This window comes from Streptomyces sp. XY006, assembly GCF_002237655.1.
Lineage (GTDB): Bacteria > Actinomycetota > Actinomycetes > Streptomycetales > Streptomycetaceae > Streptomyces > Streptomyces levis.
In genome coordinates this window covers 71,790-86,461 of record NZ_NOKT01000014.1, presented here as the reverse complement: position 1 = coordinate 86,461, position 14,672 = coordinate 71,790, and the positions used below count along the sequence as shown (strand labels likewise).

17 protein-coding genes are annotated in these 14,672 nt (G+C 66.7%); 5 read left to right on the top strand and 12 right to left on the bottom strand.

The window, feature by feature from the left end; genetic code table 11:
- Positions 1-477: 477 nt before the first annotated feature.
- Together CHR28_RS17940 and CHR28_RS17935 are read right to left on the bottom strand one after the other, a co-directional pair.
- Positions 478-1,950, bottom strand: a complete 1,473-nt coding sequence (locus tag CHR28_RS17940; protein WP_094054651.1) for an ATP-binding protein — start codon at positions 1,948-1,950, stop codon at positions 478-480.
- A gap of 2 nt (positions 1,951-1,952) precedes the next feature.
- Complete coding sequence (locus CHR28_RS17935; protein WP_094054650.1) at positions 1,953-2,834, bottom strand: bifunctional DNA primase/polymerase; 882 nt, start codon at positions 2,832-2,834, stop codon at positions 1,953-1,955.
- A 166-nt stretch (positions 2,835-3,000) separates the two neighbouring features.
- Between CHR28_RS17935 and CHR28_RS17930 the strand changes: the two genes are divergently transcribed.
- Positions 3,001-3,462 (top strand): hypothetical protein, encoded by a 462-nt coding sequence (locus tag CHR28_RS17930; RefSeq protein WP_094054649.1) that lies wholly within the window; start codon positions 3,001-3,003, stop codon positions 3,460-3,462.
- Here the strand turns inward: CHR28_RS17930 and CHR28_RS17925 are convergent, their stop codons facing one another.
- The 10 genes from CHR28_RS17925 to CHR28_RS17885 form a co-directional block, all read right to left on the bottom strand.
- Positions 3,463-3,927 carry a hypothetical protein gene (locus tag CHR28_RS17925; protein ID WP_094054648.1) on the bottom strand — a complete coding sequence of 155 codons (465 nt, stop codon included), beginning with the start codon at positions 3,925-3,927 and terminating at the stop codon, positions 3,463-3,465.
- A 205-nt stretch (positions 3,928-4,132) separates the two neighbouring features.
- The gene (locus CHR28_RS17920; protein ID WP_094054647.1) at positions 4,133-6,250 is read right to left on the bottom strand and encodes an FtsK/SpoIIIE domain-containing protein; all 2,118 of its coding nucleotides are present in this window, start codon (positions 6,248-6,250) and stop codon (positions 4,133-4,135) included.
- A gap of 101 nt (positions 6,251-6,351) precedes the next feature.
- On the bottom strand, positions 6,352-6,669 hold the full coding sequence (locus CHR28_RS17915) for a hypothetical protein (RefSeq protein WP_094054646.1): 318 nt from the start codon (positions 6,667-6,669) through the stop codon (positions 6,352-6,354).
- A gap of 40 nt (positions 6,670-6,709) precedes the next feature.
- Positions 6,710-6,973, bottom strand: a complete 264-nt coding sequence (locus CHR28_RS38395; RefSeq protein ID WP_256984291.1) for a hypothetical protein — start codon at positions 6,971-6,973, stop codon at positions 6,710-6,712.
- 118 nt (positions 6,974-7,091) lie between these two features.
- Positions 7,092-7,535 (bottom strand): hypothetical protein, encoded by a 444-nt coding sequence (locus CHR28_RS38390; RefSeq protein WP_256984290.1) that lies wholly within the window; start codon positions 7,533-7,535, stop codon positions 7,092-7,094.
- Positions 7,532-8,395 (bottom strand): protein spdB, encoded by an 864-nt coding sequence (locus tag CHR28_RS17905; RefSeq protein ID WP_094054645.1) that lies wholly within the window; start codon positions 8,393-8,395, stop codon positions 7,532-7,534. Before CHR28_RS17905 ends, CHR28_RS38390 begins: the two co-directional genes overlap by 4 nt.
- On the bottom strand, positions 8,392-8,670 hold the full coding sequence (locus CHR28_RS17900) for a DUF6303 family protein (protein ID WP_094054644.1): 279 nt from the start codon (positions 8,668-8,670) through the stop codon (positions 8,392-8,394). Before CHR28_RS17900 ends, CHR28_RS17905 begins: the two co-directional genes overlap by 4 nt.
- Positions 8,667-9,110, bottom strand: coding sequence for a Pycsar system effector family protein (locus CHR28_RS17895; protein WP_094054643.1), 444 nt, complete (start codon positions 9,108-9,110; stop codon positions 8,667-8,669). The genes CHR28_RS17900 and CHR28_RS17895 overlap by 4 nt, the downstream gene beginning before the upstream one ends.
- Positions 9,107-9,376: a DUF6284 family protein gene (locus CHR28_RS17890; RefSeq protein ID WP_094054642.1), complete on the bottom strand. Its 270-nt coding sequence runs from the start codon at positions 9,374-9,376 to the stop codon at positions 9,107-9,109. The genes CHR28_RS17895 and CHR28_RS17890 overlap by 4 nt, the downstream gene beginning before the upstream one ends.
- A 94-nt stretch (positions 9,377-9,470) precedes the next feature.
- Positions 9,471-9,650 (bottom strand): hypothetical protein, encoded by a 180-nt coding sequence (locus tag CHR28_RS17885; protein WP_094054641.1) that lies wholly within the window; start codon positions 9,648-9,650, stop codon positions 9,471-9,473.
- A gap of 391 nt (positions 9,651-10,041) precedes the next feature.
- Between CHR28_RS17885 and CHR28_RS17880 the strand changes: the two genes are divergently transcribed.
- The 4 genes from CHR28_RS17880 (at position 10,042) to CHR28_RS37495 (ending at position 13,862) form a co-directional block, all read left to right on the top strand.
- Positions 10,042-10,836 (top strand): GntR family transcriptional regulator, encoded by a 795-nt coding sequence (locus CHR28_RS17880; RefSeq protein ID WP_094054640.1) that lies wholly within the window; start codon positions 10,042-10,044, stop codon positions 10,834-10,836.
- Positions 10,833-11,507, top strand: a complete 675-nt coding sequence (locus CHR28_RS17875) for a YdcF family protein (RefSeq protein WP_094054639.1) — start codon at positions 10,833-10,835, stop codon at positions 11,505-11,507. Before CHR28_RS17880 ends, CHR28_RS17875 begins: the two co-directional genes overlap by 4 nt.
- A gap of 367 nt (positions 11,508-11,874) precedes the next feature.
- On the top strand, positions 11,875-12,717 hold the full coding sequence (locus tag CHR28_RS17870; RefSeq protein WP_179272477.1) for a serine/threonine-protein kinase: 843 nt from the start codon (positions 11,875-11,877) through the stop codon (positions 12,715-12,717).
- The gene (locus tag CHR28_RS37495) at positions 12,714-13,862 is read left to right on the top strand and encodes a hypothetical protein (protein ID WP_143655850.1); all 1,149 of its coding nucleotides are present in this window, start codon (positions 12,714-12,716) and stop codon (positions 13,860-13,862) included. Before CHR28_RS17870 ends, CHR28_RS37495 begins: the two co-directional genes overlap by 4 nt.
- Positions 13,863-14,672: the final 810 nt, after the last annotated feature.

Sequence of the window (14,672 nt, the reverse complement as noted above, 5' to 3'; positions counted from 1 at the left end):
CATGTCCGTTGCGAGGTGGGGTGAGGTGTCCTGCGGTGGGTTCTGGGCCGTGTGGGCGCAGGAGGGGCCCGGAGCCTGCGTCTGTCCGAGGTGCGGATTTCTGCGTCACAGCGTCACGTGCGTCATCCATACGGTCTGACCTGCGCGTTTTGGGTGACGCAGAACGCTTGGGGTGCGTCACCGGTGACGCAGACTGTCCGTCACCGGTGACGCGGGTGACGCGGCGTGACGCAGAGCGCGGCCGTCTGCGTCACGGCCGTCTGCGCAGGTCACGCGGCGTTTCTGAGGCGCCCGTGACGCGGGTGACGCAGCGTCTCCCACTTAGGAAAAGGGGGTGTCTGTGGTGGTGCAGTGCGGCTTAAGTGGTGAAGAAGGAGCCGCTGCGCGGCGCCATCGCAGGGCGGCGCCGCCGCCGAACAGCAAGAGGAGCACGCCCGGCCGGTGGTGCTCCTCTTGCTGTTCAGCCAGGCGGGCCGGTCAGAGTGTCTGCTGCTCGTGCGAGGGCATGGCCGGTGAGCGGGTCATCTCGATGTAGCGGCCCTCCCTGGTGCGGCCCGAGTCGATGAGGACGCCCCGGGCGGCCAGGGTGGGCTGCAGCCGCTTGAGGCGGTCGGAGAGGACTTTGCCGGTGGTCGGCCACCCCTTGGGCAGGGGGCGGAAGTCCTCGCCCGTGTAGAGGCGGGTGAGGCAGTGCAGCCACTCCGTGGAGGTCATCCGCTGCTCTGCGCCGGGTTCGATGTCGGCGGCGTGCCTGAGGACGGTCTGCGCGAGCAAGTCGCCCTCGATCACGTCGTCGTTGAGGTCGTCCAGGCTGGCGCGGTACGCCGTGAGCGCTCCGAAGCCGGTCGCCGCGTCGAGTTGCGCGCACAGGTGCGCGAAGTCCGCCATCCGCAGATCGGTGGGGGTCTCCGCCTCGACCGCGCGGACCTTGACCGTGAGGTCCAGGAGGGACCCGAGGACGACGGGCAGGACCTCCGCGTACTCCGCCCACAGTTCCGCCTCGGTCCGCCGGACGCGGGGGCGTTCCAGGCGCAGCGGCAGGAGGCGTTCGGCAAGGTCTGGGCGGATGACGCCGACGTCGATGCCGGTCAGGAGCAGGGGTCGGCGGTAGCGGGCGCGGAACACGTCCCCGTCGGTGAAGAGCGCGCGTTTGACGTTCTCGGCGCCGGTGACGATGCAGCACATCGCGTCGGACAGGTCCGGGGTCATGTGGGAGAGGTTGTCCAGGGCGGTGACCCACCCGGCGGCCACGGCCGCGATCAGGTTCTCTTCATCCTTCGGGGCGCGGCGCAGGTCGCTGCTCATGCCCTCGATGATCCGCACGAGCATGCGTCCGGCGGTGGACTTGCCGGCGCCCTGGGGGCCGGTGAGGAAGGGGGCGGGGACGGGCACGGACGGTCCGAGGCTGCCGATGAGCCAGGCGATGGCCAGGCACTCCGCCTCGGCATTGGCGAAGTTGGTGAGCCTCAGCAGGAGATCGATGCCCTTGCCGTCGGTGTCCTTGGCGGGCAGGGGCAGTTCGCCGGTGAGCTGGGTGCGCCGCCAGCACACTTCGCGCGGGTCGGGGATGGCGATGTCCCAGCCGGTGGGGTGGATACGCACCGACTGCCCGTCGCTACGGCCCAGGTCCAGCCACGTGGCCCCGTCGAACCCGGGGGCGACGCGGATGTGAACGGGCTGCACGTCCTCGGTCAGCGCGAGCGCTTCGATCAAGTCCAACGCCTCCTTGAGCGCCGTTCCGTTGAACACGCCATGTCCGTCGCGGAAGAGGCCGACCATGAGTTCCTGCCGGTGGCTGCCCGTCGTGCCCTGCGAGCGGATCGGGCGGGCCACGGGGTGGCCGTTCTTCTGCGCGTACACGGTGCCGTCAGCGGTGCGGAAGTACCGGAAGTGGGATTGCGCGTAGTCGGTGATGACTTCGCGGGCGGGGCTCTTGTCGTCGTCGGACATGGTCACAGTCCCAATGTGGTGCGGGCGTTGGTCCACGCGTCCGTGCAGTGCCGGGCCGTCTCGCCCTTGGCCTGCGCGGCGGTGAACAGCCGGGCGACGTGGGTGTCGGTGAGGCAGCCGCACCGGCCGTGCTTCGACAGCACGGCTAGGAACGTCCGGTACACGGTTGCGTGGACCGCGCTGGACGCCTCCGTGATGCGCTGCTCCGCCATGGCGATGCCGCGTTCCAGGAAGGCGGGCATGCGGTGCGGGCACTGCCCGCCGCCGGACCCTGCCGGCAGGGAGACGGAACGAGGCGCCGGCCGGACGGGTTCCTTCACGGCCAGCGCGCGGACGACATCGGGCAGGGCGGCCAGCGTGCCGGTGCCGGGCCCGAGCCACCGTGCGTAGGACATGGTCGACTTGATATCGACACCGGGACGCACTGCGTTGTGTGACGTCATGGCGCCCCGGTAGATCCAGTGCTCACCGCGCGTCGTCTCCACGGTCCGGGTGGCGGGCAGGGTCTCGTGAGCCCATGCGACGGCCGCCGTGTCGTCGAGGTCCACGACGGTCACTCCGGCGGCCCCGGGGTGGTAGGCCACGGTGACGGCTCGTCGCCACGCGGCCGTCCAGGCCGGGGAGGTGAGGACGTGCGGGTCGGTGGTGGCGGCGGCCCATGCGTGGCAGACGCCAGGGCACTGGCAGGGGCCTGCGCTTTTCATGTTCGGTCGGCCGCCGCACGCGTTGCCCGCGCAGGTACGGCAGTTGCCGAACGGTGACTTGCCCGCGCGCAGGGGCAGCACCGGCATACCGGCAGCGGCCAGCGTCAGCGCGGTCCGCAGGGGTTCGGGCAGTGCACTCGTGCTGCCGTGCCCTCGCCGGATCAGGGTCGGTTGCGTCATGCTGGGGGACCTCCACAGGTCAGTAGTAGGCAGGTGGGCAAGGGCGGCCCCGGTTCTTTGGCGAGGTGCGGGGGTCGCCCTTGGCGTAGCCGGAGGTTGATGAGTGGTTCGTTACTGGATCACTGGCTCTGGGTAGTGCCCCGGTACTTCCGACCTGGGGGACTGAATGGCCGACATATTCGAAGTGATTGCGGCGGTCGGCGTGGTGTCGTCACTACTCATTGCTGCTTGGCAGACGCGAGAGCTCACACGCCAGACAAAGCTCAACAATGGGCTTGCGGGAGCGACAGCTACCTACAACGGGCTTGAGCGGCTGCATTATGTGGACGGCTTCATTGCAGAGCACCCTTCGCTGTACGAGTACTTCTACGGTGGAGCGCCCATCCCGCAGGATCCGGAGCAGCGGGCACGTGTGATGGCCCTGGTCAATATCCTGGCCGACTCGATCGACTACGGGCTGATGACCACCGCAGTTACCCCTGCCGTCCTTGGGTACGAGGGGTGGCGGGAGTTCGCTGTCGTAATGCGCCGGGACTGTCCCGCTCTCGTTCACGCGGTCAAGGAAAACCCCGGCTTTTACCCGGCGTTGGTGAAGCACTGGAATGCTAACCCTGCCACCGCATTGTGATCAGCCGTTGAAGTGGTTGCGCTTGAAGACGGCCTTGCGGATGTTGAAGGTGTTGCCGCCCTTGTGGCCGCTCGCGCCGAAGACCTGCACGGCGATCCATCCGCCGAAGACGACGGCGGCGAGGGTGATGAGCTGGGTGATGAGCGCGGTCAGGGCGGTGATGAACGTGGTGAGCAGCAGCAGGCCGCCGCAGACGGCGAGGAATCCGACACCGCCGAGGGCGACGTTCACGGCCGTGCGGGAGACGGGCGGCTTGGCGACGACCGGTTCGGGCTGGGCGGGGTTGATGGCGTAGCCGGTGACGACGCGGCCGTCGGGCAGGACCACGCTCGCCACCGCCGGGACGCTGTCCGGCTGCACCGGCACGACCGGCGCCGACACGGTGACGGCGGGCGGAAGCGGGGTCGGCTGGTGGACTTCCACGGCCCGCTGTACGGGCACGTTCGGGGTGTTGTCGGGGTACATGCGGAATTCCTTCCGAACGTTGGTCAGGGAGGCGGACCCACCCCCCGCCGGGGGCGTTGTGGAGGGGTGTTTGGGGGGGTGTGACCTGCGTGCCTCCCTGACTCCCTGAACGATCATTCGTGCAGGTCAGGGCGAGGGAGGCGGGTCAGGGAGGCGGTCAGGGAGTTCTCCCTGCCTCCCTGACCCGTCGGCGGTGCGCTCCCTGTCATCCGTCGGCGGAAGCGGAACCGTCGGTGTCTCGGTTGGCGAGGGCGCGGGCGACGCGGTCGCGGGCGACGACCATCACGCCGTCGGACTTGTAGGGCTCCGCGCCGGCGTCGTCCAGGACGCGCTTGAGGTCGATGAACGACCAGCCGCCGTAGGCGTCCGTGTTCCGGGTGGCGAGCCGTGCCAGGACGTCCTTGGTCCGCACGCGGGGTGCGTCGCCGATGACGGCGGCGATGTCGGCGAGGGAGTCGTGTTCCTCGCTGCGTTCGATGGCGTGCAGGGTGGTGACACCGTCGCGCAGGGCCTTGGCCCGGGCGGTGATGGCATCGGCTGCGTCGTCGTCGATGTAGTGCGTGCGCACCGTGATGGACGACTGTCCGGCCGGGATGGTGATGCCGTCGGAGGCGACGACCAGGGTTCCCCGGTCCAGGCCCGGACGCAGCAGGTTCGGAGCGGCGCCGCCGTCGACGGCCTTGTCCCCGAGGGCCATGCGGGCTTGTGATTCGGTGCCCAGGGCGAGGGAGGCGCGGGTGTGGGCGCCCTCGCGGACCAGCTTGGGAAGGTTCTCGTTGGTCGGGTCCTGGGTGCCCTGCCACATCAGCACGTTCACGGCCCGCCCCTGGTTGTGAATCTTCCGTACGGCCATGAAGTACCGGGAGTTGGCTTTCGACCCGCCATAGGGCCGCTTGTCCTCGTCCTTGGCCGGGCACATGAACGCCACCTGCGCCTCGTCGACCAGCACGATCAGCGGCGGGAACACGCTGCCGGGCGGAGCCTGGATACGGCGGTTCATCTCGTCGACCGCGCCCTCGACCATCTCGGTCACCTGGATCACGTGCTCATCCGTCGGCCCCTGGATCAGGGTCGTGGCGAGCCCGTCGAACATGGCCCAGTCGCCCACGCCCTTGAGGTCGCCCATGAGGAACTGCACCGACTTGTCCAGCGAGAGCCACAGGGCCAGGGAGCGCAGGGCCACGGTCTTGCCCTGGTTCGACAGGCCCGTGATGAGCAGGTGGCGCTGATACAGGCTCAGGGCGGCAGCGTCGCCGCGCAGGTCCTGTCCCCAGGGCGCCTTGCCCTTGATGTAGTCGGCGGTCATCGTCTCGTCGGTGACCAGCGGGGACGGGCCGATCGGCTCGTCCAGCGCCCCGCTGTCGGCGATCCACAGCCGCACTGTACGGGCGGCTTGGGGGATGGTGATGAAGACTTCGTGTTCGTGCCGGGTGAGGTTCTCGGCGAGTTTGCGGCGCTTGTTCTGCACCTCGTTGGTCGACACCCCGGAGGGAAGGGTCACGTCGACTTCCACGCCGCATCCGGCGATGGTGATGGGCCCGAGCATGGAGGCGCCGGCATCGCCCATTTCCTTGATGGCGTTGCGCAGGGCGGGCACGCCGAGGTCGCGCAGGGCCTTGACCACGATGGACGGCGTGATCGGCTCCCCCTCGCCGTTGCGGACGTTCGCGGGGAGGGCCCAGTTCGGTGCGGCCTGCTGCTTGCGGCCGACCGACCACAGGGCGAGCAGGGCCAGGAACGGGCCGATCGTGAGTGCCGGACCCCACACGATCTGCACGATCCGGATCAGTAGGGCAATGAAGTCGATGGTGGCCGACAGCGGGGTGATGACGTCGTCGACGTGACCGGTGTTGATGGCCATAACGACCCCGAGGGCGACCAGGACACCAATGCTCATCCCGGCGCCGACGGCCACACCCTTCGCGGCCTCCACGGGCGAGTGCAGCAGGTCCATGCGGCGGTGGTGTCGGGCGGCGCGGAAGCGCTGCAACCGCTCCTCCCACTCCTCGGCAGCTTCCAGGTTCCCCGCCGCTTCCGCCGCTCGGATCATCCGCTCGTACCGGGACCCGGTACGGCCGTCCCACGTGCGGCGGGCCACGATCCGCCCGCCATTGAAGGTGTAGGACGCGTGCCGGGCCACCGCCCGTCCCGTCGACCGCGTGCGCTCGTGCGTGGCGGCGGTCTTCACGGCGCGTCCGGAGCGCACCCACAGCGGCACGGGCCTGGCGGGCGGCGTGTCGGGTACGACGGTGAGCACGGTGGGGGCGGTGTCGGGGGTCGGGGGGTCGGTGGGCTTGTGGAGGTGGACGACGTTCTCAGACATGCTGGAAGGGCTCCTGACTGCCCCCGCTGGGGGCGGGAGTGATGTAGAGCCGGGGTGGCCGTGTCCGTGGAAAGTCCCGGCCACCCCGGCGTGATGGCTGGTCAGAACCAGCCGGACGACTTCTTGGCGGCCTTGGCGCGGGCGGCCTCGATGATGAGCCGCTGTCGCTCGCCGTGCAGGGCGGTCAGTTCCGCGATCAGCCGCATCTCGGCCGCGTTGCCGGTGGCGTCCATGCGCTCCTCGGAACGGTTCGCGCTGCGGCCCCGGGCGACCTTGTAGGCGCCACCGGCCAGGGCCCGGGCCATGGCCCGGCGCTCGCTGCCGTTCAGCGGCCACCACTCACCCCGGCGGACCGCTTCCAGCTTCTTCATGGTCGCCTGGATCTCGCGGTCCAAGCGTCGGATGTCGGATTTGCTCACGAGGTTTCTCCTCGGTGGGTGAGAGGCGGGAAGTTCCTGGTCAGGTCATGCACCAGCCGGAGTCACAGCCGGAGTTCCACTCGTCGAACGGCAGGGTGTCGACACCGTCCGGGATTGCCTTGCGAAGGGGCCGGTTGAAGCGGGTCAGCCACACGTGGTCTTTGCCGAGTTCGTCGCGGCGGCGGTTGAGGAGTTCTTCGAGCTGGCACGCTTTCTCGAACAGCTCGGGTTCGTCGCGGCGCATGTCGTGCCAGGTCTCGGGCCGGTGGAACGGGCAGAACCAGCACGACGACTTCGGCGGCACCGGCAGACCGGCCTCACGGATGATGCGGGCGCAGTCGATACGCCGGATCCCGCGCTCCAGCAGCGGGTATTCGATGCGCTCGTGCGGCTCGCAGCGCCGCTTGTTCGCCCGGTGGATCTCATCCAGGCTGATGCCGATCCCGACCGTGGCGGGCGCGTCCTTCGTCGCCCCACGGCGTTTGAGTTCGTCGCCGACGACCTTGATTTTGAACTGGGGCCGTGCACGAGCGGGTGCCGGGGGCCCCGTTGGACATCCGCACCGGGATCTTTAGCGACCGCGAGCCCTCGCGGGTGAGGTCCTGATATAGCGTGCGGACCTCACCCGAGCGCTTCATCACCCGATCCAGCACGACCAGCTCAAGGCCGTGCGCTTCGGCGTAGGGGATGGCGAACTGGCGCAGGTAGGCCAGAGTGCCGGGGTGCTCGGAATCGTCCCCGACGTTCGCCATCAGGAACGTGTGAAAGTCCAGCTCGCCCCGGGCCGCAAGGACCAGGGCCGCCATGGACTGCACACCCCCACCGAAGCTGAACGACTTCACCGACATGTTGCTGACGCTGCTCACGCCACCACCCGCTTCCAAGCGGCCCTCAGGCGGACCTCGGAAGCGGAGTGACCGGCCGTGCGGAAACGGGCCGCCATCTCCCGGTAGGACAGGGGTGGCGTCTGGCTGTGACGGATCCCGTCGACCAGGACGTCAAGCACGTCGTCGGTGAGGGCGGGTGAGGCTTCCAGGGCGGGTGCTCCGGTCGGCTCGCTCGGGCCCCACACCGGCAGTTCCCAGCGGGCCGTGACGCCGGGTGTGACGGGGCTCGTCACGCTGGTCAGGGCCCTGCCGGTCTCCTCGCCCTTCCGGGCCGCCTCCAGCGTCGACCACGCGGAAGAGAGCGTCTGTGCGGTCTTCGCCTGGACGTGTGCGACGCGGGCACCGGCAGCCGTCACGGCCGTCAGGCGGGTCTCCTCTGTCGCCGCTTCGGCCCGCAGCCGGGCGCGGGCCACGGCTGCCTCGTCGCGCGCTTCCTGCTGAATGCCGCGGATGGCGTCCAGCGCGTTCGGGGTGAGCGCGGTGCGCTCCCACATCGAGTGAATCAGCCACAGGGCCTTGGCCGCGATCGGGAGCCAGGCCACGGCCAGCCACGCACCGGCGGAGTCCTCGGCGGTGAGGGCGTGGGCGACCAGGACGCCGGTTGCCACCGCTCCGAAAGACCAGCCGACAGCGGTGACGGTGCGGTCGTGGTCGCCTTGCGCGGCAAGGCGGCGTTCGTAGGCGAGGGTGGCCAGCCAACCGCCATCGATGCCGAGACCCACGACCACCGCCACCGGCCACGGCACCGCCGTGCCCAGCCACATCACGACCACGGCCAGGGTCAGCACCATGGACACGGCCGTCATCGCCACGGCCGGCAGAACAGTCTTGGCGCTCATGCGGTGACCTCTTCCTGCTCCCGCACGTCCACGGCCGCGATCAGGACGACCGGCGTGCTGTCGTCGTCGGGCTTCTGGCTGTCTTCGATCCACGCCCACTCGGCACCGGGGACCACCTCGTAACCGAGGGCGGCCAGTGCCTCCCGGCGGTCTGCGCCGGTGGGCACCGGGCCGGACGCGAACCGGGCGGTGGGCCACTCGCTCTCGCCGTACAGGACGACGTACAGGCGCCACGGCCCGCCGTCGCTCGACATCTGCGCGGTCAGCGTGCTCACAGCGCACCTCCCGTCATGATCAGCGCGGCGAGGATGAGCAGCGCCCCTCCGGTCAACGTGAGGTCGACCGCGCGACGCAGGCAGGTGAACTTGGCGACCGCGAGCCGGGAGAGTCCGGCAATGTCGGCGGCCAAGTCGGTGGCCACGGCGGCGGTGATCTCCTCGGCGGTGAGCGTGGCCCACAGCGGGAAACCGTGCCGGCCGCGCAGGTTCGGCCGGGTCGAACGCAGCAGCATGCCGGCCGCCGCGACCAGCAGCACCATCCCGGGCACGCCCGCCACGTAAGCGGGGAGGGTCAGGGGGAGGTCGCGGGCGACCGTCCAGGCGCCGGCCAGGACCGCGCCGACGAACGCCAGCAGCAGGCCGGTCTTGGTGTCGGTCCGAGTGATCTCCGCCTTCACCTCGGCGTGCGCGGCGGTCAGACTCCGGGCGGCGCTCACGCGGCACCCCCGGGCATGGTCGCGGCCGTGGTGCGGTTGACCAGGGCGAGACGCGCGGCCAGCGCCCGGCGGCGGGCCCGACGGAGACGCCGGTTGTCCAGCTCAGTCGGGACGCGGTCCAGCGTGACGATCTGCGCGTCCAGCAGGTCAACGTCCGCCAGGATGACGGGCATTTCCTGCTCGATGGCGTCCAGTTCCGCGTTCGTCGGCTCCATGAAGTCGGCGAACGCGGTAACAGCGTCCTGAACAGTAACGATGTGGCTCATTGGGTCGTGTGTCCTCTCAACAGGTACGGCCCGACAGCGCCCCCGGAGGTGCAACTCCGGGGGCGCGCCGTTTACGGGATGGGCAAGTCCTAGGTCAGCGGCCCTGCGCCCAGCGGAACAGGCCGACGACCGAGTCGGTGACGTCGGTGACACGGCCCGACTCCAGCTCGTCGGCCCGGGTCTCCATCTGCTGCGCGGCGGTGTCCTTGCCCCGGCTGCGCAGCACCTTCGCTGCCTCACGGTTCTTCGAGGCCTGTGCCTTCAGGCGGTCCATGAACAGTCCTCTCGATGGATGACGGGTGAAGCCCCACGCGGCTCCCCTCAGCGCTGCTCGTGCGCGACGAGCAGCGGAGGCAACCGGCCGCAGCGAGGCTGCGGAGATCGAGTTGCGCTGTACCTCACACGGGGAACCCGTGTGGCCGCCTACTTGGCCGAGGAGAGGCGGCGTAATCCCCATTGAGTTGTCAAGGAGCTTCCGGCAAGGGGCCCGCCTCGAAAGGCGAGCTATCCCGAACCGGTACGGCCTGGAAGCAGCCCAAAGAAGACCCTTCCGACCCGCTGTCCTAGGACTGCGAGCGGCTTGAGATGACAGTGCCACGCTGTCCTAGGACTGTCAACAGTCCTAGGACTATGTGGTTCACTGGCTTGGTCGAGAGGAGTTCTGCGTGGCACCGAAGTGGCGCGACCTGGCGAACAGGTTCGCGGAGCAGATCAAGAGCGGTCAGTTGCCGCCGGGCGCCCAGTTGCCCCAGATCAGAGAGCTAGTGGAGGCAGGGGAAGGCTCAAAGGAGACCGTCCACAAGGCCTACAAGGCCCTGGAGGCTGAAGGCCTTGTGACGTCGACACGCGGACATGGCACCGTTGTGCGTCCGCGCGCCGCGCTCAAGCGCCTGGGAATCGCCCGGTACGACAAGGTGAAGTGGCGCGACGGTGACGAAGTCGCGTTCATCGCCGACCGCGTCGCGTCGGGACGCACGTACAAGCGCAACGAGCAGACGCAGACCGTGAGCCGTGTCGAGGCGAACGACCTCGTTGCGGAGGGGCTGGGAGTCCCAGTCGGCTCCGAGGTATACGCACGCGCCCGACTCGTGAAGGAAGGGGTGCAGCCGACTCACACTCTGACCAGCTACTACCGGCCTGAGCACGTCGAGGGGACACGCATCGTCGACCCCACCCCGGGGCCTGCCGGCCGTGGCGGCGGGTACCGGGTCCTCTACGACGCCGGATACGAGATCGACCACATGAGGGAGGCCCTGTTCGCCCGCGTCCCGACAACGGACGAAGTGCAGCTCCTACAGCTCCCCGCCGGTGAACCCGTGGTCGAGCTGCACCGGACCACGTACACCGCAGATGGCACGGTGGTTGAGTTCGCGGTGGGCATTCACGCGGCTTCTCGCTTCGCGTGGGAGTACGACTTCAAGGTTCCCGACTCGGCACAGGACAGGAAGGCGCAGGAATGATCTCGGCACAGGCATGGGCGGATGCTCGACTCCTGTGGGACTACCACTTCATGCACCATGACCCACGGCCGTGTTCGGCGGCGGTGGGGCTGGGCAGTCACGACCTTGGTGTGGCTGACGTGACAGCGGAGTTGTACCACCAGGGCATGGCGCCGGTCATCGTCTTCACGGGGGCCACCAGCCCCACGACCCGGGCGCGCATGCCGCGCGGTGAAGCTGTGCACTACCGAGAGCGGGCGTTGCAGCTAGGGGTGCCCGAGTCCGCGGTACTCCTGGAACCGCGCGCCACAAACACCGGCGAGAACATCGAGTTCTCGAAAGCGGTGCTGGCAGAGGCCGGCGTCAAGGTCTCGTCCGTTCTGCTGGTGAGCAAGCCGTACGAAGAGCGGCGCTCATACGGCATGATGCGGAAACTCTGGCCCGGAGTCGAAGTGGTGTGCGCATCTACGCCGATGGGATTGGAGGAGTACGCCGACTCCATTGGAGACGCCCGCATGGTGATCGACATGATCGTGGGCGCCCTGCAACGCGTGCTCGTCTTCCCGAGGTTGGGTCTGGCCATCGAGCAACATGTACCCGACGACGTCATAGCCGCCTTTGAGCGCCTGTGCATCGAAGGCTTCACTAGCCGCCTCATGCCAGCTGACGTGACTGCAACCCCCGGCACATGATGCCCGGGTAGGCCGCGAGCCCGCCCTCGGCTTCCATTCACATCTCCCTGCTCACAGCACGACGTGCCGCCGAGCAGCGCAGTCCGGATGAAACAGAAGACAGGCGGGCCCGCAGGGGGTGGCGGGCTGTGGGCAGGGTGGACCCTTTGCGCCCGAGGCCGCCGATTCCGCAACTTTGGCAACCTTGCCAGTACGTGCCCTGGGTCCTGCTGGACCAAGCAAGCCACCCGCCCCAACCCACTCCATATCGCGAATCTCCTGATAGTGCCCGTATAGGGGCATGCAACGCGCCGAGGCAGATCACTACCATCAAGTAACTTGGTCACTCACCCTGCACAAAGCGTTACCTGGAGCTACCATCCATGCCATGGACGACGTGCCGCGCGTACTGGTCGAACAGGCTCTAACTACCCTTGGCGTGACAGAGCTTGCCCCACTTCGGGGTGGCGCACAGAAGGCAGTAAGTCTCGTCGACCGCGACGGACAACGCCTGGTACTCAAGGTCATATCAATAGGCGCTTCCAACCCGGACAGCATTAAACGGGCAGAACGGGAAGTGGAGCTCCTTTCCGCCATTAGTAGCCCATACGTCGTAGCAGTTGCATCTGAGCTGATCGAGCTAGGCACCCCCCCGACAGGTGCTGCCTGGCTCGAGGAGTTCCTTGACGGCGATGACCTGACGCCTAGCCTGCAATCCGGGCCGTGGACCTGGAATGAAACAGCGAGGATGGCAAGGGATGTAGCGAAGGGTTTGGGGGCAGCTCATGCGAAGCGGGTGGTTCACCGCGACTTGAGCCCAAACAATATCCGTCGGCTCTCGAACGGCAGCTACAAGGTCATGGACTTCGGTTTCGCTCGCCATACATTGCGCTCAGGACTGACCATTGCAGGGCAACCGGGAACTCCTGGTTTTGCGAGTCCGGAGCATCTCCATAATTTCTCCGGAGCTCCGACAGCCGCCTCTGACGTTTTCTGCGTTGGGATTCTTATGTATACGGCCCTTAGTGGCCAGAACCCGATCCCATACTCGGGCGATGACGCAGACTACGCCCTCCGTCTGATAAACGCTCGCACCGTAGATATAGCCGAACATAGGCCAGATCTCACAGACCAGCAAAGCTCTTTGATTCGCAAGTGCTTGCATCCCCAACCCGCACGGCGCTATCTGAACGGAAATCGTCTGGCGCAGGCAGTCGAGGAGCTCATGTGAGTATCTTGATTGAAGACAGCCCCCGCAACCTACTCTCCTGGATAGTCCAGGCAGTAAAGGCCGGAGAGGCGGATGGCGCCATCATCTCCCCGTTCGCTTCGCCGCTTCACGCTTTGCGTCACAGGCGCAGCGCAGAAGTCATGGCTCGCGGACTTGTCAATGAAGGTGCTCAAGTTTGGTTTGATGCTCAGACTCATGCCCTCCAGATGGCCGGAGTTGGCGATTTCCGCTACTACCAAGAATATGACTTTTGGGTCGGCAATAGAGGAGATCTCTCTAGCGCGGATTTGAGAGAAGGCCATCTCGCTAGAGTCTTTGCATTTCAGGATCACCTGGAGGCAACAAGGCTCGCTCCTACGATTTTGCTCCATCATGCCGAAACCCAGAGTAGCGAGCTGGCACTAGAATTGGCGAAAGATGCGATCGACCAAGCGCCAAATTGCTGGATGACAATCGCTGGCACTGCTCCCTTCTGGGAAAGTGGTCTCGCACTCGACGCCCATATCGGGGCCCTCGCCCAACTTGAGCCCGCTGGGTGGTTTATCGTTCCAGTGCGGCCACTCGCGACGCTGCCGGTCGAGGCTGAGGTCGAGGAAACTCATGGAATTTGCCGGACGATTAGGGCCTTGAGCGAAAACGCTCCAGTGCACATTTCGCACGGTGACCTCGCCGGCCTACCGGGGGTTGCCGCCGGGGCCGCAAGTGTGGGATCTGGCTGGGATCAGCGCCAGCGAGCATGCGCCTACGCGAGCTACGCCGAGCGCGAGAACGGAGAGGGAGGCGGTGGCGGTTGGTATGAGCGGGTAACGATCCGAAGCTTGTTGGGTTCGCTGCGGCCATCTGAAGTGGCCGTTCTTCGAAGTCAGAACCCGGCACTTTACCAAACGCTCGGGGAATTCCCGCCACCTGGCCCGCAGGAGGCTTTCCGCCACCATGTGTCTGGCTTGCGCTCCGCCATAAATGCCATTGCGGATAACGGAGACAACTATTACGCCCGCTACACGACCCTGCTGAACATGTATCGTGATGCCGCCCGACTCTGGCCTCAGGTGGCGGCTACGACAGGGTCACCCTTGAACGCCTCTCACTGGATCGAGCCACTACAGCGTGGCTTGCGCCTTTACGGAGAAGGTGAAGGTTGGTAGTTACGGAGGGCCGCGACCACATGCTCCGCCGCCCATACTCGCCTTTCACGGCTATGAGGCGACTCAAGTCGAGGGCGAATAACCCATTCTCCGGCGACCATCAGGCCACCTTGGTCACGTTCGACCTCAACCGCCACTCGTCGCGTTGCCTTATCTGTCAGGTCACCCATCACAACAACGTACGAATCCGCCCAAACTGCGTAAGTGCGAACCTGACGCAGGGCCTTTCGCCAATCATCTACTTTGGCCTCGACAGCGATAACACTGCCATGTGGCTTGATGGTCGCCGGTCTTACATAAAGGTTAGCCCTGACCTCGATTAGGCCACCCGACTTGATGAGATGCGGCACCCTTCGCGTGATCGTCGAAATTGGCCATCCAATCGCGCGAGCGAGAGAATCTACTGTGCGAGGCGCATTGGCATGAGCTACCGCTACAATCGCAGCGTCAATTTCATTCAGCAGCGGGGACACCGGACAATCGAGGCGTGCATCGAGTGCATCCCGCCCACCAATAATTGCCGTAAAATCAGGGATCCCGTACGGACCTGTCATCTCTCGAACAATACTCAAATCCCGCCTAGGAGCAGCCAGATCGGCACATGCTTTTAGGGCTGGGGCATGAAGAGCGAGCTCTTTCGTCGGCTGGAATCGTTTCCCCGCGCGGGGCTTCGCCGTATCAGTGATATTTGCGTTCACTCCACACCCCGATTACAGACAGCGTTCATTTTTCTCAGACAACTAGCCTACAGCAAGGTACTGACAACAGTGGTGATCAGGCTCTCGGCAAGCACCCTCTCCCAGCTATAAG